Annotated in this window: 23 protein-coding genes; 18 read left to right on the top strand and 5 right to left on the bottom strand. The window is 57.2% G+C overall.

Going from position 1 to position 24,082, the window contains the following annotated elements:
* Positions 1-28 precede the first annotated feature (28 nt).
* The 6 genes from ACR0NE_RS10130 (at position 29) to ACR0NE_RS10155 (ending at position 5,856) form a co-directional block, all read left to right on the top strand.
* Positions 29-628: a LysE/ArgO family amino acid transporter gene (locus ACR0NE_RS10130; protein ID WP_170512381.1), complete on the top strand. Its 600-nt coding sequence runs from the start codon at positions 29-31 to the stop codon at positions 626-628.
* 40 nt (positions 629-668) lie between these two features.
* Entirely contained in the window at positions 669-1,601 is a 933-nt protein-coding gene (locus ACR0NE_RS10135; RefSeq protein WP_170392166.1) for a DMT family transporter, read from the top strand.
* 57 nt (positions 1,602-1,658) lie between these two features.
* Positions 1,659-2,231 (top strand): choline-binding transcriptional repressor BetI, encoded by a 573-nt coding sequence (betI, locus tag ACR0NE_RS10140; protein WP_170392164.1) that lies wholly within the window; start codon positions 1,659-1,661, stop codon positions 2,229-2,231.
* Positions 2,228-3,736, top strand: coding sequence for a choline-sulfatase (betC, locus tag ACR0NE_RS10145; RefSeq protein ID WP_170594688.1), 1,509 nt, complete (start codon positions 2,228-2,230; stop codon positions 3,734-3,736). The genes betI and betC overlap by 4 nt, the downstream gene beginning before the upstream one ends.
* Positions 3,737-3,824: 88 nt before the next feature.
* Positions 3,825-5,483, top strand: a complete 1,659-nt coding sequence (gene betA / locus ACR0NE_RS10150; RefSeq protein ID WP_170594690.1) for a choline dehydrogenase — start codon at positions 3,825-3,827, stop codon at positions 5,481-5,483.
* 133 nt (positions 5,484-5,616) lie between these two features.
* Positions 5,617-5,856, top strand: coding sequence for an HP1242/YdcH family protein (locus ACR0NE_RS10155; protein ID WP_170392158.1), 240 nt, complete (start codon positions 5,617-5,619; stop codon positions 5,854-5,856).
* Between the two features lie 56 nt (positions 5,857-5,912).
* Here the strand turns inward: ACR0NE_RS10155 and ACR0NE_RS10160 are convergent, their stop codons facing one another.
* Positions 5,913-7,313, bottom strand: a complete 1,401-nt coding sequence (locus tag ACR0NE_RS10160; protein WP_170392156.1) for a helix-turn-helix transcriptional regulator — start codon at positions 7,311-7,313, stop codon at positions 5,913-5,915.
* A 64-nt stretch (positions 7,314-7,377) separates the two neighbouring features.
* Positions 7,378-8,583 (bottom strand): multidrug effflux MFS transporter, encoded by a 1,206-nt coding sequence (locus ACR0NE_RS10165; RefSeq protein WP_170420747.1) that lies wholly within the window; start codon positions 8,581-8,583, stop codon positions 7,378-7,380.
* A gap of 181 nt (positions 8,584-8,764) precedes the next feature.
* Here ACR0NE_RS10165 and ACR0NE_RS10170 point away from each other — a divergent pair, with 181 nt between their 5' ends.
* The 3 genes from ACR0NE_RS10170 to ACR0NE_RS10180 all read left to right on the top strand — a co-directional run bounded on the left by ACR0NE_RS10170 (position 8,765) and on the right by ACR0NE_RS10180 (position 11,295).
* Complete coding sequence (locus ACR0NE_RS10170) at positions 8,765-10,297, top strand: acyl-CoA carboxylase subunit beta (protein WP_170594692.1); 1,533 nt, start codon at positions 8,765-8,767, stop codon at positions 10,295-10,297.
* 28 nt (positions 10,298-10,325) lie between these two features.
* A complete protein-coding gene (locus ACR0NE_RS10175; RefSeq protein WP_480459624.1) occupies positions 10,326-10,805 on the top strand; it encodes a DUF6497 family protein in 480 nt (159 codons plus the stop codon).
* A 136-nt stretch (positions 10,806-10,941) separates the two neighbouring features.
* Positions 10,942-11,295, top strand: coding sequence for a hypothetical protein (locus ACR0NE_RS10180; RefSeq protein ID WP_170392151.1), 354 nt, complete (start codon positions 10,942-10,944; stop codon positions 11,293-11,295).
* Between the two features lie 86 nt (positions 11,296-11,381).
* On the opposite strand, the gene ACR0NE_RS10185 is transcribed toward ACR0NE_RS10180, so the two are convergent.
* Positions 11,382-12,533 (bottom strand): DcaP family trimeric outer membrane transporter, encoded by a 1,152-nt coding sequence (locus tag ACR0NE_RS10185; protein WP_170594694.1) that lies wholly within the window; start codon positions 12,531-12,533, stop codon positions 11,382-11,384.
* A gap of 650 nt (positions 12,534-13,183) precedes the next feature.
* Between ACR0NE_RS10185 and ACR0NE_RS10190 the strand changes: the two genes are divergently transcribed.
* Both ACR0NE_RS10190 and ACR0NE_RS10195 read left to right on the top strand, forming a co-directional pair.
* Complete coding sequence (locus tag ACR0NE_RS10190; RefSeq protein ID WP_170392147.1) at positions 13,184-13,387, top strand: hypothetical protein; 204 nt, start codon at positions 13,184-13,186, stop codon at positions 13,385-13,387.
* 117 nt (positions 13,388-13,504) lie between these two features.
* Positions 13,505-15,550, top strand: a complete 2,046-nt coding sequence (locus tag ACR0NE_RS10195; protein WP_170594696.1) for an acetyl-CoA carboxylase biotin carboxylase subunit — start codon at positions 13,505-13,507, stop codon at positions 15,548-15,550.
* Between the two features lie 76 nt (positions 15,551-15,626).
* Here the strand turns inward: ACR0NE_RS10195 and ACR0NE_RS10200 are convergent, their stop codons facing one another.
* The gene (locus ACR0NE_RS10200; RefSeq protein ID WP_170392143.1) at positions 15,627-16,073 is read right to left on the bottom strand and encodes a DUF4174 domain-containing protein; all 447 of its coding nucleotides are present in this window, start codon (positions 16,071-16,073) and stop codon (positions 15,627-15,629) included.
* Between the two features lie 170 nt (positions 16,074-16,243).
* Here ACR0NE_RS10200 and ACR0NE_RS10205 point away from each other — a divergent pair, with 170 nt between their 5' ends.
* From ACR0NE_RS10205 to ACR0NE_RS10235, 7 genes are all read left to right on the top strand, one after another.
* Positions 16,244-17,059 carry a hypothetical protein gene (locus ACR0NE_RS10205; RefSeq protein ID WP_170594698.1) on the top strand — a complete coding sequence of 272 codons (816 nt, stop codon included), beginning with the start codon at positions 16,244-16,246 and terminating at the stop codon, positions 17,057-17,059.
* Positions 17,056-19,182 carry a methylmalonyl-CoA mutase gene (gene scpA / locus ACR0NE_RS10210; RefSeq protein ID WP_170594700.1) on the top strand — a complete coding sequence of 709 codons (2,127 nt, stop codon included), beginning with the start codon at positions 17,056-17,058 and terminating at the stop codon, positions 19,180-19,182. Before ACR0NE_RS10205 ends, scpA begins: the two co-directional genes overlap by 4 nt.
* 109 nt (positions 19,183-19,291) lie before the next feature.
* Positions 19,292-19,894, top strand: coding sequence for a VOC family protein (locus ACR0NE_RS10215; RefSeq protein WP_170401518.1), 603 nt, complete (start codon positions 19,292-19,294; stop codon positions 19,892-19,894).
* On the top strand, positions 19,891-20,415 hold the full coding sequence (locus ACR0NE_RS10220) for a GNAT family N-acetyltransferase (protein WP_170594702.1): 525 nt from the start codon (positions 19,891-19,893) through the stop codon (positions 20,413-20,415). Before ACR0NE_RS10215 ends, ACR0NE_RS10220 begins: the two co-directional genes overlap by 4 nt.
* A gap of 9 nt (positions 20,416-20,424) precedes the next feature.
* Positions 20,425-21,105 carry a molecular chaperone DjiA gene (locus ACR0NE_RS10225; RefSeq protein WP_170392133.1) on the top strand — a complete coding sequence of 227 codons (681 nt, stop codon included), beginning with the start codon at positions 20,425-20,427 and terminating at the stop codon, positions 21,103-21,105.
* 3 nt (positions 21,106-21,108) lie between these two features.
* Positions 21,109-22,101 (top strand): endonuclease/exonuclease/phosphatase family protein, encoded by a 993-nt coding sequence (locus ACR0NE_RS10230; RefSeq protein ID WP_170594704.1) that lies wholly within the window; start codon positions 21,109-21,111, stop codon positions 22,099-22,101.
* 37 nt (positions 22,102-22,138) lie between these two features.
* Complete coding sequence (locus tag ACR0NE_RS10235; protein WP_170594706.1) at positions 22,139-22,510, top strand: hypothetical protein; 372 nt, start codon at positions 22,139-22,141, stop codon at positions 22,508-22,510.
* On the opposite strand, the gene ACR0NE_RS10240 is transcribed toward ACR0NE_RS10235, so the two are convergent.
* Positions 22,511-24,055 carry a Ppx/GppA family phosphatase gene (locus tag ACR0NE_RS10240; protein WP_170594708.1) on the bottom strand — a complete coding sequence of 515 codons (1,545 nt, stop codon included), beginning with the start codon at positions 24,053-24,055 and terminating at the stop codon, positions 22,511-22,513. It abuts the gene before it with no gap.
* Positions 24,056-24,082: the final 27 nt, after the last annotated feature.

Raw genomic sequence — 24,082 nt, forward strand, 5'->3', positions numbered from 1 at the left:
TAGTCAACGAACATCGACAGGAGGCTGCATGTTCCCATCAATGATTGCCGGGTTTGCCCTGAGTTTTAGCCTTATATTGGCGATAGGCGCTCAGAACGCCTTTGTTCTGCGCCAAGGCCTGCGGCGCGAGCACGTCTTTGCACTGTGCCTGACCTGCGCAGTGTCTGACGCGATACTGATCGGGGCGGGTGTTGCAGGGTTCGGCACCCTGGCTCAGGCCGCGCCGTGGTTTGAAACGGTGATGCGCTATGGTGGGGCAGTGTTTCTGATTTGGTACGCCCTACGAAGTTTTTGGTCTGCCTGGCAAGGTGGGGCGGTGATGGATACCGCAACAGGGCAGCGCACCAGCCTGCGTGCGGCCATGCTAACTGTGCTGGCCTTCACTTGGCTCAACCCCCATGTATATCTGGATACGGTCGTATTGATCGGGTCGATATCGGCCCAATATTCAGATCGCATGGGGTTTGCGATAGGGGCGATGACTTCGAGTTTCGTTTTCTTCTTTTCGCTCGGCTACGGTGCCAGAGTGCTTTCACCGATTTTTGCCCGCCCGCGCGCATGGCAGATTCTTGATTTTATCATCGGAATCGTGATGCTTATGATCGCGTTGAAACTTGTTATCATGTGAAGGGTTGTCCCGGATCAGAATTCGGTGTTCAACCGTTTGTATGACCTCACCTAATGATCAGCACCGCCCGCTTGTTGGCATGTTTTGGATGCTTGCGGCCGGGCTGTCCTTTGTGGGCATGAATGCGCTGGTGAAGGTGCTGGGAACCAGCATGAACCCCATTCAAGCGGCATTCTTGCGCTATGTCCTGGGTCTGGTGTTTCTTTTGCCCGCAATCCGGGCGATCCTCGGAACTCCATTGACCCCGCGCAATCTAACGCTGTTTGGACTACGCGGAATGGTCCACGCCATCGCCGTCATGCTTTGGTTTTTTGCGATGACGCGCATCCCCCTCGCCGAGGTGACCGCGATGAATTACATGACACCTATCTACGTCACGGTGGGTGCGGCACTGTTCTTGGGTGAAAAGCTAGCTTTTCGTCGTATCGCCGCGATTGGTGTTGCTGTGATAGGAGTAGTGATCATCCTGCGCCCGGGCTTTCGCGAGATATTGCCCGGTCACATAGCGATGCTGGGGGCTGCACTAGCGCTTGGTGGTTCCTATCTGCTGGCCAAAGTCATGGTCCGTGATATCCGTCCCTCAGCCGTTGTTGCCCATCTTTCGATATGGGTCACCATCGCGCTTATCCCTTTCGCCGTCGCGGTTTGGGAGCCGCCCAGCCTGCGCGATCTTGGTATACTTTTCATCGTCGCCAGCTTTGCGACTGCGGGACACTATTTCATGACGCTTGCATTGCAGGCTGCCCCGGTGGCCGTGACCCAGCCGGTGACGTTCCTGCAGCTGATCTGGGCCACTTTGCTCGGCGCTTTGGCCTTCCATGAACGCATCGACATCTGGGTAATTGCAGGAGGCACTCTGATCCTGGCTGCCGTCAGCTTCATCACCTGGCGTGAAGCCGTGCTGAGCCGTGGCGGCACACCGCCGCAAGGTTCTGAGACCCCACCGGCGAAACCAAGAACCGTTATTGATTGACGAGTCAATAAAAACCGCTTAGCCTTCCTTGCACTCAGGTATGGCGAAGAGGCGAAGATGCCAAAACTCGGAATGGAGCCGATCCGGCGGGACGCGATCGTCAAGGCGACGATCGCCGAGCTTGGCGCGCAAAAATCCCTTGATGTCACCGTTAGCCAGATCGCCAAACGCGCAGGTATGTCCAGTGCATTGGCGCATCATTACTTTGGGGGCAAAGAACAGATATTCCTAGCCGCGATGCGGCGTATCCTGACGGATTTTGGATCTGAAGCGCGCGCACAACTCAGCACGGCAGATCCGGAAGAGCGCGCACAGGCCATCATTCGCGCCTGTTTCGCGCCATCATGTTTCACACCGGATGTTATCGCAGCTTGGATGACTTTTTATGTTTTGGCTCAAACCAACGATGATGCGCTGAGGCTCTGGCAAATCTATCAGGCACGCATCCGCTCGAACCTGATCCATGCGTTGCGCCCACATATGAGTGACCCGAGCGAGGCCGCCGAAGGTATGATTGCGCTGATCGATGGGTTGTACATCCACTCTGCACTGAATTCCCCACAAGAGCCGCAGCGGGCAGTCACCCATGCGCTGCGGGTACTGAGAGTTTTCCTAGAGGCCGAAAAATGACAAAGCCGAATATTCTGATCCTGATGGTGGATCAGCTCAACGGGACCCTCTTCCCCGACGGTCCTGCAGAATGGTTGCATGCGCCGAACCTGAAGAAGCTGGCGGCAAGATCAACGCGTTTCGCAAATGCATACACTGCTTCGCCGCTCTGTGCTCCGGGACGTGCGAGCTTTATGTCGGGTCAACTGCCATCGCGCACTGGCGTCTATGACAACGCCGCCGAGTTCAGCAGCGATATCCCGACCTATGCCCACCACCTTCGTCGTGCAGGATATTACACCTGCTTGTCCGGCAAGATGCACTTTGTTGGCCCAGACCAGTTGCACGGGTTCGAAGATCGTCTGACTACTGATATCTACCCGGCAGATTTCGGTTGGACGCCGGATTATCGTAAACCCGGCGAGCGCATCGACTGGTGGTATCACAATATGGGCTCGGTCACTGGGGCAGGCATTGCCGAGATTTCCAACCAGATGGAATATGATGACGAGGTCGCTTATAACGCCAAGGCCAAGCTATATGACCTTGCACGCGGCAAGGATGATCGCCCCTGGTGTGTGACCGTCAGCTTCACGCACCCACACGATCCTTACGTGGCGCGACGCAAGTACTGGGATCTGTATGAAGATTGTGAGCATCTTGAGCCACAGATCGCGGATCTGGGATATGACAATCAGGACCCGCATTCCAAACGTATTTTCGATGCCAATGACTGGCGCAGCTTCGACATAACGACCGAGGATATTCGCAAATCCCGTCGCGCCTATTTCGCCAATATCTCATATCTGGATGACAAGATCGGTGAGATACTGGAGGTTCTGGAAACGACGCGTCAAGAGGCGATCATACTGTTCGTGTCCGACCACGGCGACATGCTGGGTGAGCGCGGGTTGTGGTTCAAGATGACTTTCTTCGAAGGCTCTTCCCGCGTGCCGCTCATGATTTCGGCCCCCGATCTTCCAGTTGGTCGCATCGATACACCAGTTTCGACGATCGACGTGACACCGACGCTTGGTACGTTGGCGGGCGTCGATATGGCTGAAATCTCACCTTGGACGGATGGTGAGGATCTTGTGCCTTTGGCAAAGGGCACAGACCGAACCGCGCCGGTTGCAATGGAATATGCCGCCGAGGCCTCATACGCTCCTTTAGTCTCTTTGCGTTATGGCAAGTGGAAATACAATCGCTGTACATTGGACCCCGATCAACTGTTCGATCTCGAGGCTGATCCGCATGAGATGGAAAATCTCGCTGGCCTGCCCGAACATGCAGGCACCTTGCAAACACTGCGTGCTAAATCCGAGGCGCGATGGGATTTGGATCGCTTTGATGCCGATGTGAGGGCCAGCCAAGCCCGGCGCTGGGTGGTTTACGAGGCATTACGTCAGGGTGGCTATTATCCTTGGGATTACCAGCCTCTTCAGAAAGCGTCTGAACGGTACATGCGCAATCATATGGACCTGAACGATGTCGAGGATAGCCAGCGTTATCCGCGTGGCGAGTAATCCTTTACATTTTTGAAATTGCACCCGTCGGAAGTGCGGAGATTTTTCGTCGAAAAATCTTGCCCCGAAGGTGAACGGAGACACGAATATGGAAGCAGATTTTGTCATTGTTGGCGCCGGTTCTGCTGGTTGCGCGATGGCTTACCGTCTAAGTGAGGCCGGAGCCTCGGTTCTGGTGATCGAGCATGGCGGCACTGACGCTGGACCCTTCATCCAAATGCCTGCCGCCCTAAGCTATCCGATGAATATGTCGCGATATGACTGGGGCTACAAATCCGAGCCCGAACCGCATCTGAACAATCGTCAACTTGCTTGCCCCAGAGGCAAGGTGATCGGAGGGTCTTCTTCGATCAATGGCATGGTCTATGTGCGCGGTCACGCGCGAGATTTTGACACCTGGGCCGAGATGGGCGCAGATGGATGGTCTTACGCAGATGTGCTGCCGTACTACAAACGCATGGAAACCTGGCATGATGGTGGCCATGGCGGTGATCACACCTGGAGAGGCACGGATGGACCTCTGCACGTGTCGCGAGGGCCTCGTGAAAATCCGCTGTTTAAGGCGTTCGTCGATGCAGGTCAGCAGGCTGGATATGAGGTCACTGGCGACTATAACGGTGAGAAACAAGAAGGTTTTGGGCCGATGGAGCAGACCGTCTGGAAAGGACGGCGCTGGTCGGCGGCGAATGCGTACCTTAGGCCAGCGCTCAAGCGGCAAAACTGCGAAATCATCCGGGGTCTTGCGGCGCGCGTGATTATTGAATCCGGGCGCGCATCCGGGGTCGAATTGATCCGGGGTGGCAAACGGGAAGTGATCACGGCACGGCGTGAGGTTGTGTTGGCAGCTTCGTCGATCAATTCGCCTAAACTGCTGATGCTTTCGGGGGTTGGACCTGCGGTGCACCTGGCTGAGCACGGTATCAAAGTGGTCGCCGACCGCCCTGGCGTCGGCGCCAATCTGCAGGATCACCTAGAGCTTTATATTCAGCAGGCCTCGATCCAGCCGATCACGCTTTACAAGCATTGGAACCTGATCAGCAAAGGAATGATCGGAGCGCAATGGCTGTTTACCAAAACAGGCCTTGGCGCATCGAACCAGTTTGAAAGCGCCGCCTTTGTGCGTTCGAAACCGGGTGTGGAATATCCTGACATACAATATCATTTTCTGCCGATGGCGGTTCGCTATGACGGGCAGGCGGCAGCCGAAGGGCACGGATTTCAGGCGCATGTGGGGCCAATGCGGTCGCCCTCGCGCGGCGCTGTGACTCTGCGATCCGCCAAAGCCGAGGACGCGCCGGTGATCCGGTTCAACTACATGAGCCATGACGCGGATTGGGAAGACTTCAGAACCTGCATTCGCTTGACCCGAGAGATATTTGGACAGCAGGCGTTCAAACCCTTTGCCGGTAAAGAGATCCAACCGGGGGCGGAGGTTCAGTCGGACGAAGAGCTAGATGCCTTTATCGCCGAGCATGCCGAAAGCGCCTATCACCCTTGCGGGACTTGCCGCATGGGCCGCGCTGATGACAAGGATGCCGTTGTCGACCCGCAAGGGCGTGTGATTGGGGTGGATGGATTGCGCGTCGCCGATAGCTCGATTTTCCCGCAAATCACCAATGGCAATCTGAACGCGCCGTCGATCATGGTGGGTGAAAAGATGTCGGACCATTTGCTGCAGAAAGACCCTCTGCCCAAAGCGAACGACCAGCCCTGGATAAGTCCGAGATGGGCAACGGCACAGCGCTGACACATCCAAAACCCACGGCGTGCATTTATCTTGAAAGCTGGTTGATTGCGCTCAGAATTTGATCGGCGTCAAAGCGGAGTGCGACAGTCATGTTTAGCCTTAGGATGTAACGCTGAAACAAGGAGCCAACTGGATGTCTCATACCCCGCATGAACTGGCTGAAGAGTTCCCCGACAAGCTCGAAGTGATGAGCCAGCTCAAGCAAACGGATGCGCATTTTGCCCGACTTGCGGATGAGTATCATGAGGTCAACCGCACCGTGCATCGGGCTGAAACCAATGTTGAGCCGATGGAGGAATTGGCCGAGGTTGATTTGCGCAAGAAACGCGCGGCGCTTAAGGACGAGATCTGGGCGATCTTGTCAAAAAGTTGAGTATTAAGCGGGGGCTCTGCCCCCGGTCTCGCAGGATATATATGGCCAGGCGAAGATCAGGTGACCTCATAAGGCAGGGTGCCGCGGCTATGGGCGTCGATGGTCAGGCGGCGCTCTAACGGTGGGACTGATCTTTGGTGGCAGGTTTGGCGCTCGCATATGCGACAGGATATGCCGATGGGCTCGTAGGCGCTCGCATTGTTTATGTCGAGATTATCGGCGTAGACCAATGCTTCGGCATGACGAACCTCACATCCCAGGGCGATGGCATAGCGGCGGACAGGAGCACCGAACGAGCCTCCGGATTTTGAAACATCACGAGCCAATGAGATATAGCGGACGCCATCCGGTGTCTCGGCTAGCTGTTGCAGGAAATGACCCGGGGTCTCAAATGCCCGGTGGACATTCCAGAGTGGGCAGGCACCGCCGAAGCGGGCGAATTGAAGCCGCGTGGCTGAATGTCGTTTAGTGATTGTGCCCGCCTGATCCACGCGGACGAAGAAGAAGGGAATTCCTTTTGCACCGGGGCGCTGTAGCGTGGACAGGCGGTGCGCCACCTGTTCAATCGACGCCCCGAACCGGTTGCTGAGCAGCTCCAAATCGTGCCGATAGTCCTGCGCTGCGGATAGGAAAGCGCCGTAAGGCATCAGCGAAGCCCCGGCAAAATAGTTGGCGAGGCCAATCTTGGCGATGGCTCGGGCCTCATCGCTTTGGAAACGGGCGAAATCTAGCGTTGCTTCAAGCAGCTTATCCTGACTGATCAACGCCACCTGCAGCAGCAGTTGGAAGACCTGCGTTTGTGGTGCGGCGCGCGAGGAAAGGCGCAGGGTTTTGTCACCAGCATTGTAGCTGCGTAAGGTTTCTGTGTCGGCGAAAGTGACGTGAATGCCGCGTTCTGACAGGCTGTTCAGGGCGACTTGCCGAATATCGCTGGTTTCATCGGCACGGCTGGCGAAGCGTTCGGCGGCGCGGTCAACGGCGTCAATATAATTGTCGCAGTAGTGAAAGAAATCGCGCACCTCTTCCCATGGGCTGGCCTGAATACGGGCATCCTCGCGGCCCAATGCCTCGTCGAGCGAGGCGAGGCGTTCATGGGTCTGGCGATAGGCGCGGTGTAACTCGATGAACGCGCGTGCAAGCGCGGGCGCATTTGAAGCGGTGAGCCTGAGATCAGCCAGAGGGGGCGCCGTTTCGGCGAACACCGGATCGGCCAGTGCTTCGCGCATATCCGAAACCAATCGTTCGCTATCCCCTGTGCTGAGTTCGGTCACATCCATACCAAACTCTTGCGCTAGTGCCAGAACAACGGTCGTCGAAATCGGCCGGTTGTTATTCTCCATCTGGTTCAAATAGGGCAGTGAAACGCCCAGTTTTGCGGCGAAATCCTTCTGCGTGAGGGTCAGGCGTGTGCGCATTTCGCGCAGCTTGGCGCCAGCGTATAGTTTCTGAGTGGCCATGGCGTTTCTTTGCAGCTTTACTGAATCTGCAGGCTAACTTTGCAAACCCTGTCGCGCAAGCCGTCTACAGACCCAATTGCCGTTCGCGCCAGATAACAACGCTGATCGCGCAGATTGCCAGGGCGGCGGTTGCCAGCATCAGCCAAAGCAGAGGCATCGCGCCTGTCTCATGCGTCAGCAATGCGCCTGCCAATGCGCTGAGTGCCGCGCCGCCGCCCAACATGATCGCACCGCTCAAACCAGAGGCAGTGGCCGCCAGATGCGGGCGGACCGAAAGCGATCCGGCGGTTGCATTTGGGATCGCCATGCCGTTACCCAACCCGACGAAGGTCATCAGGCCAAAGAAGCTGAGCGCCGTTCCCAAATCCACTAGGAACAACAAAGCTGATAGGGCCACGCCAATTGCATTCAGCCAGCATCCCCAGCGCACCATTCGGTTGACGCCGAAGCGAACCGAGAATCGACCGCTGATGAAGTTGCCGAAGAAATAGCCAATCGCAGGCGCACCAAAGTAGATGCCGACCTCGGCGGCTGTCATGCCGAACACTTCGGTCCCGATAAAGGGTGCGCCCCCGAGATAGGCAAAGAACGCACCTGAAGAGAACGCCGAGGACAGGGAATAGCCCCAGAAGCGGGGCGATTTCAGCAGTTCAGGGTATTCGCGAAATTGCTGCATCAGTGTTTTGCCGCTTGCGGCCGCGGTTTCGCCAAAGTCTTGGTAGGTCAGCACCAGCGCCAGCGCCGCAAGAGCGAAAGGCAGCCAGAAATTGGCTTTCCAGCCAAAAGTTTCTTCGAGAAGCCCGCCGACAGCAGGGCCGATCATCGGAACGACTGCCATCCCCATGGTGACATATCCGAGCATCGAAGCAGCCTGGTCCTGTTCGTACATGTCCCGCACAGCCGCACGACTTAAGACAATACCAACGACAATGACGGCCTGAAACATTCTGAAGGCCAGAAAGGTCTCGACATTTGGGGCGTATATACACCCCAGCGTTGCCAGCAAAAAAAGGGCGAGTCCCCACAGCAGTACAGGCCGACGTCCGGCCTTATCGGCGATGGGTCCTATTAAGATTTGCAGTGCCGCGTTGACCAGAAGATAAAGCGCGATCGAAAGCTGCATCACCTTGTAATCAGTCTGAAAATACGTCGCCATAAAGGGAAGGCTGGGCAGATACAGATTCATGCTCAGCGCCGACAATCCTGACAACAAAACGAGTGTTGCAAGCGTGGGGGGCGTGCGGCTGACAGAGGGTGAACTGAACTGCATGGTTTACCTTTAGACCCTGATCGCGCGAAATGCCATCGGCAGTTTGGCTTGTTGTGTTAATTAACAAATTTGCAGTTATCTCAAATAGTGTTGCCAAATATTTGCAAATTTGCCGAAAACTTCTTTGGCCGCCGATCCCAACTCGTTATGGTCGCGCAAATTCTCTTGGGAGACTACCGACATGAAAGACATCCTTTCCGAGCTCGAAGGCCGTCGCAACAACGCGCGATTGGGTGGCGGGCAAAAACGCATCGACTCGCAACACGCCCGCGGAAAGCTGACGGCACGCGAACGGATCGAGTTGCTGGTAGACGAAGGCAGCTTTGAAGAGTTTGACATGTTTGTCAGCCATCGCTGCACTGATTTCGGGATGGAGAAACAAAAGCCTGCTGGTGATGGGGTGGTCACAGGCTGGGGTGCGATCAATGGTCGAATGGTCTACGTCTTCAGCCAGGACTTCACCGTATTCGGCGGCTCGCTGTCAGAAACCCATGCGCAGAAGATTTGCAAGATCATGGACATGGCAGTTCAAAACGGAGCGCCGGTGATCGGGATCAACGACTCGGGCGGCGCGCGGATTCAGGAGGGCGTCGCTTCATTGGCCGGATATGCTGAGGTGTTCCAGCGTAATATCATGGCCTCAGGCGTTGTTCCGCAGATCAGCGTGATTATGGGGCCGTGCGCAGGTGGTGCGGTTTACAGTCCTGCAATGACCGACTTCATCTTCATGGTCAAAGACACCTCGTACATGTTCGTGACTGGCCCAGACGTTGTGAAGACCGTCACCAATGAGGTCGTGACGGCGGAGGAACTGGGAGGGGCTTCGACCCACACCAAAAAGTCGTCGGTCGCTGATGGCGCGTTTGAAAACGATGTGGAGGCGCTGGCCGAGGTGCGCCGTCTTGTCGACTTCCTTCCGCTCAACAATCGCGAGAAACCGCCGGTTCGTCCGTTTTTTGACAGCCCTGACCGGGTCGAGACATCGCTGGATACGCTGATCCCGGACAATCCGAACACGCCGTACGACATGAAGGAACTGATCACCAAAGTGGCGGATGAGGGTGATTTTTACGAGATTCAGGAAGACTACGCTAAGAACATCATCACCGGTTTTATCCGGCTTGAGGGGCAGACCGTGGGCGTCGTGGCCAACCAACCCATGGTATTGGCAGGATGTTTGGACATCGATAGTTCCCGAAAAGCGGCCCGGTTCGTGCGGTTCTGTGATTGCTTTGAAATCCCGATCCTGACGCTGGTAGATGTGCCGGGCTTTCTGCCGGGGACGTCGCAGGAATATGGCGGCGTGATCAAACATGGTGCGAAGCTGTTGTTTGCCTATGGTGAGGCAACGGTTCCGAAGGTTACGGTGATCACGCGTAAAGCTTATGGTGGTGCGTATGATGTGATGGCGTCGAAACACCTGCGCGGCGATTTCAACTATGCCTGGCCCACGGCTGAGATCGCGGTGATGGGTGCAAAGGGCGCGACCGAAATCATCCACCGCGCCGATCTCGGCGATTCCGATAAGATCGCGCAACACACTCAGGACTATGAGGACCGGTTCGCAAATCCCTTCGTTGCGGCCGAGCGCGGCTTTATCGACGAGGTGATCATGCCACAATCGACCCGCCGCCGTGTATCACGTGCATTTGCGAGCCTGCGCGGCAAGCAACTGAAGAACCCTTGGAAAAAGCACGACAATATCCCGCTGTAAATGCCCGCCGAGGAGGCCCGAGCCGTAAATGCCCCGATTGACCGGACATAAGACCGCGCAGGTTGCAACAGCTCTGCACGCTCCCTCGGAGGAAGGAAACCGCCGCTGGCGGATCCGGGGATGCGCCGGGGTTTTTACGTTGCTGGTCGGAGTAGGTTCGGCGCTGGCCTCAAACCTGCTGCCCGTGCCATCGGGTCAACCGGTCGAGCTTAGCGATGTGCTTCTGGACACCAATCCGGGTGAGCTTTGGGTGCGGTTTCGGTTCATTGCACCCAAGATCGGATCGACTGCAGGTCGTATCACATATGATGTCGCCGTAGTCGACATGGAGCATTTGTGTGAAACACTGGCGGTGCCTTATGTGGCCCAGCACGAATTGCAGCCTGCTCGGATTGTGATTTCGTTTTCGGACAGACCGGTAGCGTTCGGCACCTCCGAACCTGACGCAACGCAGTTCTTCGAAGCCTACCGGCTGGATCAATCCCGGTGTATCTGGGAGGGGCTCTGACCATGAACCAACAATGTCACGGTCTCAGAGTGTCCCGATACAGTGATGCAGCTCTGGAGGTTCGCATGATCACTTCAATCCCGCAGGCATGTCCGATGGCCTGCCATATCTGGAACTTGTCCGTTGAGGTTTCGCAATGCTGAAACATCGCGGTTTCCCCGGACGTTTGCCCGGAACAGACTTCCAGTTCACCATTCGGCGGGCCAATCCCAAGGGCGTTACGCCGCTGACCCAGCGAGAACGCTTTCGCGATCGCAAACCCGCCGACAAGCGCGCAGATGTCGCGTTTATCGAGGCGTTATGGGCGCATTTTGGTGATCAGCCCTTTGAGCGAGGCAATCTGGACGCGGGCCGTCTAAGTTGGCTGTTCGGGCGTGAGGTTGTCGCCGCCGAAGACCCGTTTGATCCTGCAAGCTATGATGCTCTGCTGGTGATCAATCTGGACGCCGCGCGCCAATCTTTCCCTGACGTGTTCGACGGAGTGCGCTGATTGTGACCGGGGCTGCCGCACATAACACTCAGATGATCAGTGACACTGGAACCCTGCCCGCTAATGGGCAGGGTAGGCTGTTTTCATCAGAAGTTGAGTTGCGCGGCCAACTGGACACGATTGCCGTCGAATGTGTCGCCGGAAATTGTGTCGTTCCGCTCTCCATAGATGTATTCGGCGCTGAGCGTCAGGTTGTCTGTCGCCTTGTAAAAGGCATTGACGTGGATCGTCTCAAGCTCGGTGAACGACAAAGTACCGGTCGATGTAGGCAGGTCGTAGTCTTCCTTGCCATAGGCGATGCCGACGTTCCATTTGGAACTCTGGTCCTGACGGAATTCGATGGTGTAGCCATCAACATCGTTGGCCTGACCCCCGACGACTGCGTCGCCCAAGCCGATCAGGTAGGGGCCAAGTGCCTCGCCGTTGACATAGTTGACCTGGAACAACCCACCTTCCCACGGTCGGATCGAGCCCGACAAAGAGAAACCGGTCTGATCGACCTCGACGTCGCCGGATTGCGCCTTGCCGTAGAGCGCCGAGGCACGAGCGATGTATTTGCCATCGTTGTATTCGACCGAACCAGTCAGCACGGGATCATCCGAATCCGAGCCGCCGACGTTTTCTTCAACGGAAACGGCGAAGGTGGTATTCGATCCGATATTGTTGGTGTAGCGCACCTGCGGAACGCGCGCGAAAGCGATCCCGACCGGCCCGTTAAATTCCACCGAGGTCGGGTAGGTGTCCAGAGGTTGGAAATTGGTCCAGTATTGTCCGATCAGCCATTGTTCCCCAATTCGGATATTGGCATGACGAATTCGGAATTCGGCGGTTCCGTCCGAGCCGAAGGCATCGACTTCGATCTGGCCCTGAATGTCACCGATTCCCGAAGGCGTGCTGGTGCGCAGGCCGATACGAGACTGACGGACTGTGGCGCCAAACGTACCATCTGTCTCGGCCGAGGGTTCACCTATCACGTTTACGAATGCGGTGTCGCCCTGATCGTATTCGAAGTCATAGAAGAAGTCGGCTTTGACATAACCGTAGACGTCCAGAGTGGTGTTGCCGATCTGCAGATCCCCAGTGCCAGACCCGGGATTGGAGGATTCCAGCGCTTCGACCCGGGCGCGCAGTGCAGCCAATTCAGCCTGAGTTTGTGCATCTTGCGCCAAGGCTTGCATACCGGTCACGGAAAGCGCGCTGGCAGCAAGCAGGCTGGCGGTTTTACCCTTTGTTATCATATGGATAGTTCCTTGTGTGCGAGTGTGCAGGGGCACCGTTCCACGCAACTGAATTCTTGGGAAATCACCAAGTTGAGAGAAGATGCTCTCAATTTTTCAAGCAAAAGTGTCGGTAGACATGTGACGTTTCACGCTGCGGTGAAACCGGAATCTAAGTTACTGTCACCGGAAGGATTTTTGCGTGAGTTTGTAGTGATGTTGCGTGAGGTGCCTCGCGCACTGCCTCGCTACAAGTCTTCGATTTGTAACAGGAACGTGACGGATTTCAGACGTAGTCGTCGCTGTCCGGGCGATTACGACGTCGGCGCAAATCTGCGTGGTGCCGCGCTGGATGGGCAGGTTTCAGCCGGAATCTCAGATGGAAACAATAACTGGTTGGCGGCCAGAATTGTGCTGTGCACAGTGATTGGGCCGTGCGGCTCTACTTTGCCTGCGTCGCACAAGCACCTACTATTCCGTACCCCTTCCTTCCGCGGGCAGGCTTGTGTTCCCCACAGAGTTCTGTCCGCGGTTTTCTTTTTGTCAGGTTTGGACAAAAAGCGGCAAAAACCTGCGCAATTCGCAAGTTTGTGGTCCGTGTTATTGCATAACAAGGCGCGAAATCGGCATCTGCTCTCAAAGACTGCAAAAAATCTAGAAGGGCAGAAACCATGCGAATCAAACGAATTTCCCTTGCGTTGGCAACCTGCGCGGGTTTGGCGGCCTGCGGTGGCTCGACCGGCGAACAGGCGATCCTTGGCGGCGGTGCGGGGGCTCTGGGGGCAGCGGTCCTCAGTGCAGATCCGCTGCTTGGGGCGGCAGTCGGGGCTGCGGGCAACGTGCTTTACTGCAAGACCCAGAACAACTGTAACTAAAGCTGAATTTAACGGGGCTGGAAAAGTCCCGTCCGTCATTGCGCATCACGCCGTCGTGGGGTCAACGCCCCGCGGCGGCGTTTTGCGTTTCCAGAACATCAAGCCAAAGGACGTTCCATGTTCAACAAGATCCTGATCGCAAACCGGGGCGAGATTGCCTGCCGGGTCATCAAGACCGCCCGCAAGATGGGCATTGGCACGGTTGCCATCTATTCAGATGCTGACAAGAACGCCCTGCATGTTTCAATGGCGGATGAGGCCGTGCATATCGGCCCGCCGCCCGCCAACCAGTCATACATCGTCATCGACAAGGTGATGGATGCCATCCGTAAAAGCGGCGCGCAGGCGGTCCACCCCGGTTATGGCTTTCTGTCCGAGAACTCCAAATTCGCCGAGGCGCTGGATGCCGAAGGCGTCGCCTTTGTCGGCCCCCCGGTCGGTGCGATCGAAAGCATGGGGGACAAGATCACCTCGAAGAAGATCGCGCAGGAGGCCGGGGTTTCGACGGTGCCCGGTTACATGGGCCTGATCGAAGACGCCGATGAGGCGGTGAAGATTTCGAACGACATTGGCTATCCGGTGATGATCAAGGCCAGCGCTGGCGGCGGTGGCAAGGGCATGCGGATTGCGTGGAATGACGAAGAGGCGCGGGAAGGTTTCCAGTCATCCAAGAACGAGGCCGCGAACTCCTTCGGCGACGACCGGATTTTCATCGAGAAATTTGTGACTCAGCCGCGCCACATCGAGATTCAGGTGCTCTGTGACAGTCACGGCAATGGCATCTATCTCGGGGAACGCGAATGCTCGATCCAGCGCCGGAACCAGAAAGTTGTGGAAGAGGCGCCATCGCCGTTCCTTGACCCTGAAACCCGCAAGGCGATGGGCGAACAGGCGGTCGCGTTGGCCAAGGCTGTGAACTATGCCAGCGCCGGTACGGTCGAGTTCATCGTGGATGGCGAAAAGAACTTTTATTTCCTCGAAATGAACACGCGCCTGCAAGTGGAACACCCGGTGACCGAACTGATCACCGGTGTTGATCTGGTGGAGCAGATGATCCGTGTGGCGGCTGGTGAAAAACTGTCGATCACGCAGGATGACGTCACCCTGACAGGCTGGGCGATTGAAAACCGTCTTTATGCAGAGGACCCGTATCGTGGCTTCTTGCCCTCGATTGGCCGCCTTACCCGTTATCGCCCGCCGCAGGAGGTCGCAGCCGGACCGCTGCTTGTGAATGACAAATGGCAAGGTGATGCGTCTAAAGGGGATAGCGCTGTGCGTAACGATACCGGCGTCTATGAGGGCGGCGAGATCAGCATGTATTACGACCCGATGATCGCCAAGCTGTGTACCTGGGCACCGACCCGCGAACAGGCGATTGAGGCGATGCGCGTGGCGCTGGACAGTTTCGAAGTCGAAGGCATCGGTCACAACTTGCCATTCCTGTCAGCGGTCATGGATCACCCGAAATTTGTAAGTGGTGACATGACGACCGCTTTCATCGCGGAGGAGTATCCGGACGGGTTCGAAGGCGTCGACCTTCCCGAAGAAGATCTGCGCCGTATCGCAGCCTCGTGCGCTGCCATGCACCGGGTTGCCGAAATCCGTCGCACCCGCGTATCGGGCCGGATGGACAACCATGAACGGAAGGTCGGCAAACGTTGGAATGTCGCTCTGCAAGGGCAGGATTTCAGCGTCAAGGTTAAGGCTGACAAACAGGGCGCGACTGTCAAATTCAAAGACGGGTCAGCTCTGCGTGTGTCCTCTGACTGGACGCCGGGTGACCAACTTGCGGTGTTGGACGTGGATGGCAGCCCGTTGGTCTTGAAGGTTGGAAAGATATCGGGCGGGTTCCGTATCCGAAACCGAGGGGCTGACCTCAAGGTACATGTGCGCACCCCGCGTCAGGCCGAACTGGCCCGCCTGATGCCCGAGAAGCTGCCGCCTGATACATCGAAAATGTTGCTCTGCCCAATGCCGGGCTTGATCGTGAAGATTGATGTGGAAGTAGGTCAGGAGGTGCAGGAAGGTCAGGCACTTTGTACCGTTGAGGCGATGAAGATGGAGAACATCCTGCGCGCCGAGAAAAAGGGCGTTGTCTCCAAGATCAACGCGGGCCCCGGCGACAGTCTGGCCGTTGACGATGTGATCATCGAGTTCGAGTGATGATGCGCGCACCTGCGACATATCTTTCAAGGTTCCCAGCGGCTTCCGCCGGGATCTTGAGGCATGTCGCAGGTGCTCAGCCGCCCTCACGTCGTTCGCGGATTTCGCGCTCGCGCAAAGGCGTCTTGTCAATGGACCGGCCAATCTCACGCACGCTCCATGGGCTGGGTTTGCGCAGTTTGACGACACCATCCTTGTCGACAAACACCATCTGGAAACCACGCGGTCGCAGTTTTGATCGGATCGATGATCGCGCCGCCGGATCAGTATCGGTCAAGACAATCACGTCGCGATCCCGCATTGCGTCCTCGCCTTCGAGTAACATGTCAATTTGTTGCTGGAATCTTGGGTCTGCCGGGGTATCGGCAAAAACGACGATCGGGCGATGCGTCCAGAGAAAATCGCTTAGATCGCTGTCAGCTACTGGACGAACAAAGCTGTCATCCGCAGGGGCAGTCGCGTCGGCGGCCAAGGCGGCCAACGGGAATAGTGCCGAGAAAACAAAGGCAAGCGTGCGTGTCATGAGGCCTCCTGTTGTCATGAATATAGCCTCTGCTGGGGCGAATGCGACTGACGAAATGCGTGTGATCACCAAAAATTTGCTTCGTGGACGCCGCACCCACCCATGCGTACTTATCAATTTGCCTACAAAACGCGCCGTTCCCGCGGCCTTCGCGTTGGGAGAGTAGGCCGATGGAAGTGATCCTGCATTGCGGCGCACATCGATGTGCAAGCACCAGTTTCCAGAACTATCTGAGCCGGAACGTGCAGGTCCTTGCAGATCAAGGTTTGGCGTATTGGGGGCCGGAGCGGACACGCTCCAATGGCCTCAACAGCTTGAATAAACTGACGCCTGAGGTCTGTGATGGATTACGCCGCGAGTTGGACGTATGTCAGCAAGACGGCGCGACGCAGCTATTGGTCAGCCAAGAGAATTTCGTGGGCTCAATGGAGCGCAATATTGCCTTTGCCTCGCTCTATCCAGGTATGCAGGAACGTGGGCAGCTTTTGGCAAGGGCATTTGATGGAAGAGTCACCAAAATTGCTTTGAATATCCGCGCGTTGGATATGTATTGGTCTTCCGTGGCCGCCTATAAGTTCAAACGTGGCAGCGCCCCAATAGAGCCCACAAAGTGGACCCGCATCGCGCAAAGCAAGCGGAGCTGGCGAGACGTCATCACCGATATTAGCCACGCCTTCCCGGGCGTCCCATTGCTCGTTTTGCCGTTTGAGGAATTTGCGGGTCATCAACAGGCGCAGCTTCAGGCGCTGACGGGTCGCACCGCGCCCGAATTCAGCGATGGCCTTGCGTTGAATGCTGCGCCCAAACCCACGCCCCATGGTCTGACCGCTGAACAGGCGATGCAGCTTTGGGCTGATTATGCCGATGATCTGGAATGGCTTGCCTCGGGCGCCGATGGGAGGGCTGAACTGATCTGCCGGACAGATAGCAATGCACGCGGGGTCGCCCCCGCCGAAACCAGAATTGAACAGAGGAAATCGACATGACCGACACCAACGACTGGCAGGTGCTGGCTGAAAAAGAGCTGCGCGGCCGACCTTTGGGCGATCTGACCAAAGAGACGCTGGAAGGCATCGACGTCAAACCGCTTTATACTCAGGAAGACACGGCTGATCTGCCGCATATGGGCTCGCTTCCGGGCTTCGGTCCGTTTACGCGCGGCGTAAAAGCGACGATGTATGCGGGGCGCCCTTGGACGATCCGTCAATATGCAGGCTTCTCGACGGCTGAAGAATCGAATGCGTTTTACCGCCGCAATCTGGCAGCCGGCCAGCAAGGTGTCTCGGTCGCCTTCGATCTGGCGACTCACCGGGGGTATGACAGTGACCATCCCCGTGTGGTGGGCGATGTCGGCAAGGCCGGTGTGGCCATCGACAGCGTTGAGGATATGAAAATCCTGTTCGACGGTATCCCGCTGGACAAGGTTTCAGTCTCAATGACGATGAACGGGGCAGTGATCCCGGTTCTGGCCAGCTTCATCGTTGCAGGTGAAGAGCAGGGGCATGACAAGGCCGTGCTCTCGGGCACCATTCAGAACGACATTCTGAAAGAGTTTATGGTGCGTAACACCTATATCTACCCGCCCGAGCCTTCGATGAAGATCATCTCGGACATCATCGATTACACTTCGAATGAGATGCCCAAGTTCAACTCGATCTCGATCTCGGGCTATCACATGCAAGAGGCCGGGGCGAACCTGGTGCAGGAACTGGCTTATACGCTGGCCGACGGGCGCGAATATGTGCGCGCAGCGACGGAATCAGGCATGGACGTGGACAAGTTCGCGGGTCGTCTGTCGTTCTTCTTTGCCATCGGCATGAATTTCTTCATGGAGATCGCCAAACTACGCGCTGCGCGCACCCTTTGGCATCGGGTAATGACCGAGTTCGGGGCGAAATCCGAACGGTCGAAAATGCTGCGAACTCATTGCCAGACCTCGGGCGTGTCGCTGCAGGAACAGGACCCCTATAACAACGTGGTCCGCACTGCCTATGAGGCCATGAGCGCGGTTCTGGGCGGCACACAGTCACTGCATACCAACGCACTGGACGAGGCGATCGCGCTGCCAACCGATTTCTCAGCACGTATCGCGCGAAACACGCAGCTGGTGTTGCAAGAGGAAACCGGCGTGACCGATGTGGTCGATCCGCTGGCGGGCTCTTACTACGTCGAAAGCCTGACCAACGAGTTGGTCGAAAAAGCCTGGGCTCTTATGGAAGAGGTCGAGGAAATGGGCGGTATGACCAAGGCCGTTGCCAGTGGCATGCCCAAGCTGCGGATCGAGGAAAGCGCTGCGCGCCGTCAGGCCATGATCGACCGGGGCGAAGAGGTTATCGTTGGGGTCAACAAGTATCGCAAAGAGCAAGAAGACCCGATCGATATTCTGGACGTCGATAACGTGGCCGTGCGTGAAGCTCAGGTCGCGCGGCTGGAGCGTATCCGTGCAACGCGCGACGAGGCGGCTTGCCAACAGGCGCTGGACGCCCTGACAAGAACCGCCCGCGAGGGAGGCAACCTGCTTGCCGCCGCCGTCGAGGCCGCCCGAGCCCGCGCATCCGTAGGAGAGATCAGTATGGCAATGGAGAAAGAGTTCGGTCGCCACCGTGCCGAAGTGAAGACCCTGGCCGGTGTTTACGGTGCGGCCTACGAGGGTGACGAAGGTTTTGCCGCGATTCAGAATTCCATAGAAGAATTCGCCAAGGCCGAGGGGCGTCGCCCGCGTCTGCTGGTGGTCAAGATGGGGCAGGACGGCCACGATCGAGGGGCCAAGGTGATTGCCACTGCCTTTGCCGATATCGGGTTTGATGTGGATGTCGGCCCTCTGTTCCAGACGCCTGCAGAAGCCGCACAGGACGCGGTGGACAATGATGTGCATGTGATAGGGATCTCTTCGCAGGCTGCGGGGCATAAGACATTGGCGCCTCAGTTGGTTGAGGAACTGAAAAAGGCAGGGGCTGAAGACATCATAGTCATCTGCGGTGGGGTCATTCCGCAACAGGATTACCAGTTCCTTTACGATCACGGTGTGAAGGCGATCTTTGGTCCGGGAACGAATATCCCTGACGCGGCACAAGACATCTTGCGTTTGATCGGTGAAGCTAAGTCCTGACACCGGGGCCTAGATTTTTCGTACGAAAAATCTTGTGATTTCGCCCCTTTGCGGAAAACATGCGACCAGACCCAAATGGTCTGGTCGTTTGTCATCAGGAGGCGTCTTCATGTTACTGGATCATCTGGCTGTTGCGGGCGAAACGCTTGAAGAAGCTTCTGACCATATCGAACAGGCGCTGGGCGTACGGCTTCAGGACGGCGGCAAGCATGAAAAATTCGGGACGTATAATCGACTTTTGGGCTTGCGGGATGGGCTCTATCTGGAGGCGATTGCGATCGACCCCGAAGCCTCCAAACCGCAAAGGACGCGCTGGTTCGATCTGGACCGGTTCACCGGATCACCCCGCCTGACCAACTGGATTTGCCGGGTTCCGGATATCGAAGCGTCACTGACCGTTTTCCCCGACGGCGTCGGACAACCTATCGATCTGAACCGAGGCGCGCTGCGCTGGCGTATGGCAGTCCCCCCAAATGGACGTCTGCCATTTGACAACCTCTTTCCGGCGCTTATCGAGTGGAAGGGTGATCTGCATCCGGCACAAATGCTTCAGGACAGTGGCTGCCGGTTACGCCGCCTGATTGTGTGCCATCCGGATGCAATCGACTTAGCCAAAGGTCTGGGGGCGTTGGAGTATGTCGCGTTTGACAGCGGCCCGGCTGCATTGCGCGCTGAAATCGAAACACCGCACGGGTTGCGCGTGCTGGAATGAACATCCGGCAGGCCAGAGCCCAAGATGCACCTGCGATTGCGGCGATAGCAAACGTGATTATCCGTGATACGCTGGTCACTTTCACCACCGATGAACGCAGCGTTGAAAGCGTGGTGGCAGAGATCGAAACCAGAGGTCCCGCCTTCTTGGTCGCCGAGCGCAGTGGTGCCGTCGAGGGGTTTGCGACCTATGGCACCTTCCGCTCGGGACCGGGATATGCGCAGTGCCGCGAACATTCGATACAGTTGGCACCCGAAGCCAGAGGCCAGCATGTTGGCCGTTCGTTGATGGAGGCTCTTGAAGCCATCGCGCAGGAGGATAACGTGCATGTCTTGGTGGCGGGCATTTCATCGGCCAACCCCTCAGCCATCGCCTTCCATAAGGCAATTGGCTTCAAGCAGGTGGGACGCATGCCTGAAGTGGGGTTCAAATGGGGGCAGCGGCTGGATCTTGTCCTGATGCAGAAAATACTCGGCCCGCAGTCATCTGTCGCACCTGACAGTCGTGACAAGGCACGCTAGGGTGCGCCCATGTCGATCTGGTCCAGAATAGCCGACGCGCTGAATGCGCTTGCCCAGGGCGAAAGCCTGACTGCGGTGTTTGAGAAACTGCGCACGCCGCCAGAACGTTCGGTGGCCTTTGCGATTGCTGTCGTGGCGCTTGGCGCCAAGATGGCCAAGGCCGACGGTCAGGTGACGCGGGATGAGGTGACGGCTTTCCGTGAAGTGTTTCAGATCGCGCCCGAAGATGAAGACGGGGCGGCCAAGGTCTTTGACATGGCACGGACAGACGTTGCTGGATATCAGGACTATGCCCGCCGGATTGCCCGCATGTTCGCCGAAGATAGCACCACCCTGTGCGATTTGATGGAAGGGCTGTTTCACATTGCCATGGCGGACGGGTTCTACCATCCGAACGAAAACGAGTTTTTGGAAGAAGTCAGCCGCATTTTCGGCCAGACCGACGCTCAGTTCATGGCCCTGCGCGCGCGTTTCGTACCGGATGCGCCGAAAGACCCCTATACGGTTCTGGGCGTTCCCCGCGACGCTCCTCTGACCGAAATTCGCAAGGTTTGGCGGCAACTGGTGAGAGAAACTCATCCCGATGCGATGCTGGCACGCGGCGTTCCGGAAGAGGCGGTGCGGCTGGCCGAGAAAAAGATGATCGATATCAACCGCGCCTGGGATGAAATCAACGGCGCTCGGGTCTGATCCGTGCGGTTGGCGACCTACAATATCGAATGGTTCGCCAACCTGTTTGATCGCAATGACAGCCTGATTGTCGATGGCAGCTGGTCAGGGCGTCACGATGTGACCAAGGCCCGGCAGGTTGAGGCGATCGCAAAGGTGCTGACGGCGATCGATGCCGATGCGATGCTGATCGTCGAAGCCCCCAACACAGGCAAGTCTCAGAATACCGTCCGTGCCTTGCAGCGATTTGCCGAGGCGTTCGGTCTGCGTACAAGCCATGCAATCATGGGATTTCCCAATGATACACATCAGGAATTGGCCCTGCTTTATGATCCCGAAATTCTTACAGCCAAACACGACGCAAGGGAGGCCGAGAACGCGCCGCGTTTCGATGCCGAGTTCCGGATCGACCTGGATGTGGATGCGACCGAGGATCTTGTGCGGTTTTCAAAGCCTCCGATGGAATTGGCGATCCAAACAACCTCAGGGCAGGAGTTTCGACTGATCGGGGCGCATCTGAAGTCCAAAGCGCCCCATGGCGCTGCATCGCGGGATGAGATGATACGAATTTCGATTGCCAATCGCCGTAAGCAGTTGGCGCAGGCGGTATGGCTGGGTCGACGGGTCCGACATCATTTGACGGAGCAAGAGCCGGTGATTTTGCTGGGCGATCTCAATGACGGACCCGGACTGGATGAGTTCGAACACCTCTTCGGTCGATCGTCGGTCGAGATATTGTTGCAGGCGGGGCTCTATGATCCTCATGCAGCAAGGGCATTGGAACTGCGCCCCGGTTCCGTCCCAGCAACTGCACGATTTGCGCGGCCGAATGAGGGACGGTATCTTGAGGCGTTGTTGGACTACATCATGATTAGCGAGGATTTGCGCGCCCACCACCCGAACTGGCGCATCTGGCATCCGTTTCGCGATGCCGCCTGCTGGGGCAACCCCGAGCTGAGGGATGCCTTGCTAACCGCATCCGACCACTTCCCGGTGACGTTGGATATCGACCTCTGACCTTTCAACACTCGGCACGCTCGCTTATATTCAAGCTATGCTACGTCTCATGCTGATCAGCGCTGTTTGTACCGCCTTGGCCCTGCCTGCCCAAGCACAGAACGATTCAGGTAAGTCGCTGATGGAGCGGGGTGCCGAGTTGTTTCTGGAAGGCTTGCGGCAAGAGATGGAGCCCACGCTCGAAGACCTGCGTGGATTTGCGGACCAATTTGGTCCGGCTTTGCAGTCTTTCATGCGGGAAATGGGTCCGGCGCTGGCTGATTTGGCTGCTCAGGTGCAGGATTGGAGCGCATATGAAGCGCCCGAGATGTTACCAAACGGCGACATCATCATCCGCAAAAAGCCCAAGGATCAACAAGAAGAGGTGGGGCCAGAGGAAGAACACTCTGACGGTTACACCGAAATCTGATTATCCCCGAATGATCACTTTGGGTTCTGATTTAAGCGCGGCAGCCAGCGAGTTATAGCGCGCCTCGGCAACCTCGGTGAACAGAGGACCCGCAGACTTGGGCAGACGCAGTTCGAGCTTTTGTTTTTTGGGATAGTAACGCATCTTGCCCATGGCTGCGTCGTGCTGCATCCAAAGCATCGCTCCGAACCGTAGTGCTTTGCCCAGGATTTCGGCCTGTTCCTGACCGCGTTCGTCGAGCAGTTCGTAAAGCTCGGTAAAGCGGCTCCCTTCGCGTTTGTTGCGATATCGGTGTTGCAAAGCGAGCCCGATAAAGATCCGCTCGGAGTGTTTGATCCCGCTCATGTTGGCGCGGGTGACATATTCGAAACAGGCCTCGGCCCGGTAATCTGGATGCGCACGCCAACTGACGTCATGCAGCAGACAAGCTGCCTTGATCAGGCGCAGCATCGGTTCCGGCGCCGAACGGAACAAGGGCATGACAAAATCGAACAGGTGTTTGCCGAAACCGGGCAAGCGCGCGTCTTTCGCTTCGGCAAACCGGCAGGCTTCGATCAAAGGATCCCGGTCGCGCAGGCGTTGCGGCATCTGTTCATACAGCAATCCTTCGCGGATGCCGTAGCTTGAAATCGCGATGTCCTTTGGTTTGAACGTGCGGATCAGGCGTGAAAGCACATCCATTGCATAGGGGATCAATGCCATACGCGAGCCCGACACACCGGCCAATGCGCGCAATTCATCAGGATCATTCTGTTCGATGAACTTGATGGTCTCGCGTACCTGACTTTGTGTCATGCGGTATTCGTGCAGCACGTTCAGCGGATAGCCTCGGCGCAGCATGTCCAGACGTGCGAAGGCGCGCCAGCTGCCGCCGACCAGAAACAGCCGATCACGTTGAGGGCCCATCCGGTCGCGCATCTCTTCCAGCGTCCTCTTGATATGCTCCTTACGCGCCCGGCGACCGCCTTTGATATCGCGCAGCTTGAGCGGCCCCAGGGGCGAAGTCATGCGACGTCCGACCTTGCCGCCTCCGATCTCAGCGAGTTCGACGGACGAGCCACCGATGTCGCAGATCAGCCCGTAAGCTCCGGGCCAACCCAGCAGCACGCCCTGAGCTGAGAGCCGTGCTTCTTCCTCGCCATCGACAACGTTGATGATCAGGCCGGTTTCGGCTTTTGCCTGCGCGCAGAAATCCGGTCCATCGCTGGCCTCGCGCACCGCAGCGGTGGCGACCGCGTGCAGGGCGGGCAGGCCGAGGTCTCCGGCAAGATGCTGAAACCTGTGCAAGGCAGCCAGCGCCCGTTTGCGACCTTCAGGGTTCAGTCGGCCGGTCTCTGACAGGCCGGCGCCCAGTTCGCACATCACCTTTTCATTGTAGAAATAGGCCGGTGAGCGCGCCGCGCCGTCAAAAATCACCATCCGGACCGAGTTCGATCCGATATCGACAACCCCGACCCGGGAAAGTGCACGGGCGCCCGGATCTTCGAACAGCGGCCTTCCGAACAGCCCGTGATCCGGGAAATCAGTCTCGGCAATCTTGGTCATGGTGTCCCCAGGTCTTTTGCGCGACAG

The sequence above is a fragment of the Ruegeria sp. C9 genome, assembly GCF_056537585.1.

Bases quoted from the DNA above. Each gene is read 5' to 3' on its own strand.
- ACR0NE_RS10130 (WP_170512381.1), top strand. From the start codon at position 29: ATGTTCCCATCAATGATTGCCGGGTTTGCCCTGAGTTTTAGCCTTATA.
- ACR0NE_RS10135 (WP_170392166.1), top strand. From the start codon at position 669: ATGACCTCACCTAATGATCAGCACCGCCCGCTTGTTGGCATGTTTTGG.
- betI (WP_170392164.1), top strand. From the start codon at position 1,659: ATGCCAAAACTCGGAATGGAGCCGATCCGGCGGGACGCGATCGTCAAG.
- betC (WP_170594688.1), top strand. From the start codon at position 2,228: ATGACAAAGCCGAATATTCTGATCCTGATGGTGGATCAGCTCAACGGG.
- betA (WP_170594690.1), top strand. From the start codon at position 3,825: ATGGAAGCAGATTTTGTCATTGTTGGCGCCGGTTCTGCTGGTTGCGCG.
- ACR0NE_RS10155 (WP_170392158.1), top strand. From the start codon at position 5,617: ATGTCTCATACCCCGCATGAACTGGCTGAAGAGTTCCCCGACAAGCTC.
- ACR0NE_RS10160 (WP_170392156.1), bottom strand. From the start codon at position 7,313: ATGGCCACTCAGAAACTATACGCTGGCGCCAAGCTGCGCGAAATGCGC.
- ACR0NE_RS10165 (WP_170420747.1), bottom strand. From the start codon at position 8,583: ATGCAGTTCAGTTCACCCTCTGTCAGCCGCACGCCCCCCACGCTTGCA.
- ACR0NE_RS10170 (WP_170594692.1), top strand. From the start codon at position 8,765: ATGAAAGACATCCTTTCCGAGCTCGAAGGCCGTCGCAACAACGCGCGA.
- ACR0NE_RS10175 (WP_480459624.1), top strand. From the start codon at position 10,326: ATGCCCCGATTGACCGGACATAAGACCGCGCAGGTTGCAACAGCTCTG.
- ACR0NE_RS10180 (WP_170392151.1), top strand. From the start codon at position 10,942: ATGCTGAAACATCGCGGTTTCCCCGGACGTTTGCCCGGAACAGACTTC.
- ACR0NE_RS10185 (WP_170594694.1), bottom strand. From the start codon at position 12,533: ATGATAACAAAGGGTAAAACCGCCAGCCTGCTTGCTGCCAGCGCGCTT.
- ACR0NE_RS10190 (WP_170392147.1), top strand. From the start codon at position 13,184: ATGCGAATCAAACGAATTTCCCTTGCGTTGGCAACCTGCGCGGGTTTG.
- ACR0NE_RS10195 (WP_170594696.1), top strand. From the start codon at position 13,505: ATGTTCAACAAGATCCTGATCGCAAACCGGGGCGAGATTGCCTGCCGG.
- ACR0NE_RS10200 (WP_170392143.1), bottom strand. From the start codon at position 16,073: ATGACACGCACGCTTGCCTTTGTTTTCTCGGCACTATTCCCGTTGGCC.
- ACR0NE_RS10205 (WP_170594698.1), top strand. From the start codon at position 16,244: ATGGAAGTGATCCTGCATTGCGGCGCACATCGATGTGCAAGCACCAGT.
- scpA (WP_170594700.1), top strand. From the start codon at position 17,056: ATGACCGACACCAACGACTGGCAGGTGCTGGCTGAAAAAGAGCTGCGC.
- ACR0NE_RS10215 (WP_170401518.1), top strand. From the start codon at position 19,292: ATGTTACTGGATCATCTGGCTGTTGCGGGCGAAACGCTTGAAGAAGCT.
- ACR0NE_RS10220 (WP_170594702.1), top strand. From the start codon at position 19,891: ATGAACATCCGGCAGGCCAGAGCCCAAGATGCACCTGCGATTGCGGCG.
- ACR0NE_RS10225 (WP_170392133.1), top strand. From the start codon at position 20,425: ATGTCGATCTGGTCCAGAATAGCCGACGCGCTGAATGCGCTTGCCCAG.
- ACR0NE_RS10235 (WP_170594706.1), top strand. From the start codon at position 22,139: ATGCTACGTCTCATGCTGATCAGCGCTGTTTGTACCGCCTTGGCCCTG.
- ACR0NE_RS10240 (WP_170594708.1), bottom strand. From the start codon at position 24,055: ATGACCAAGATTGCCGAGACTGATTTCCCGGATCACGGGCTGTTCGGA.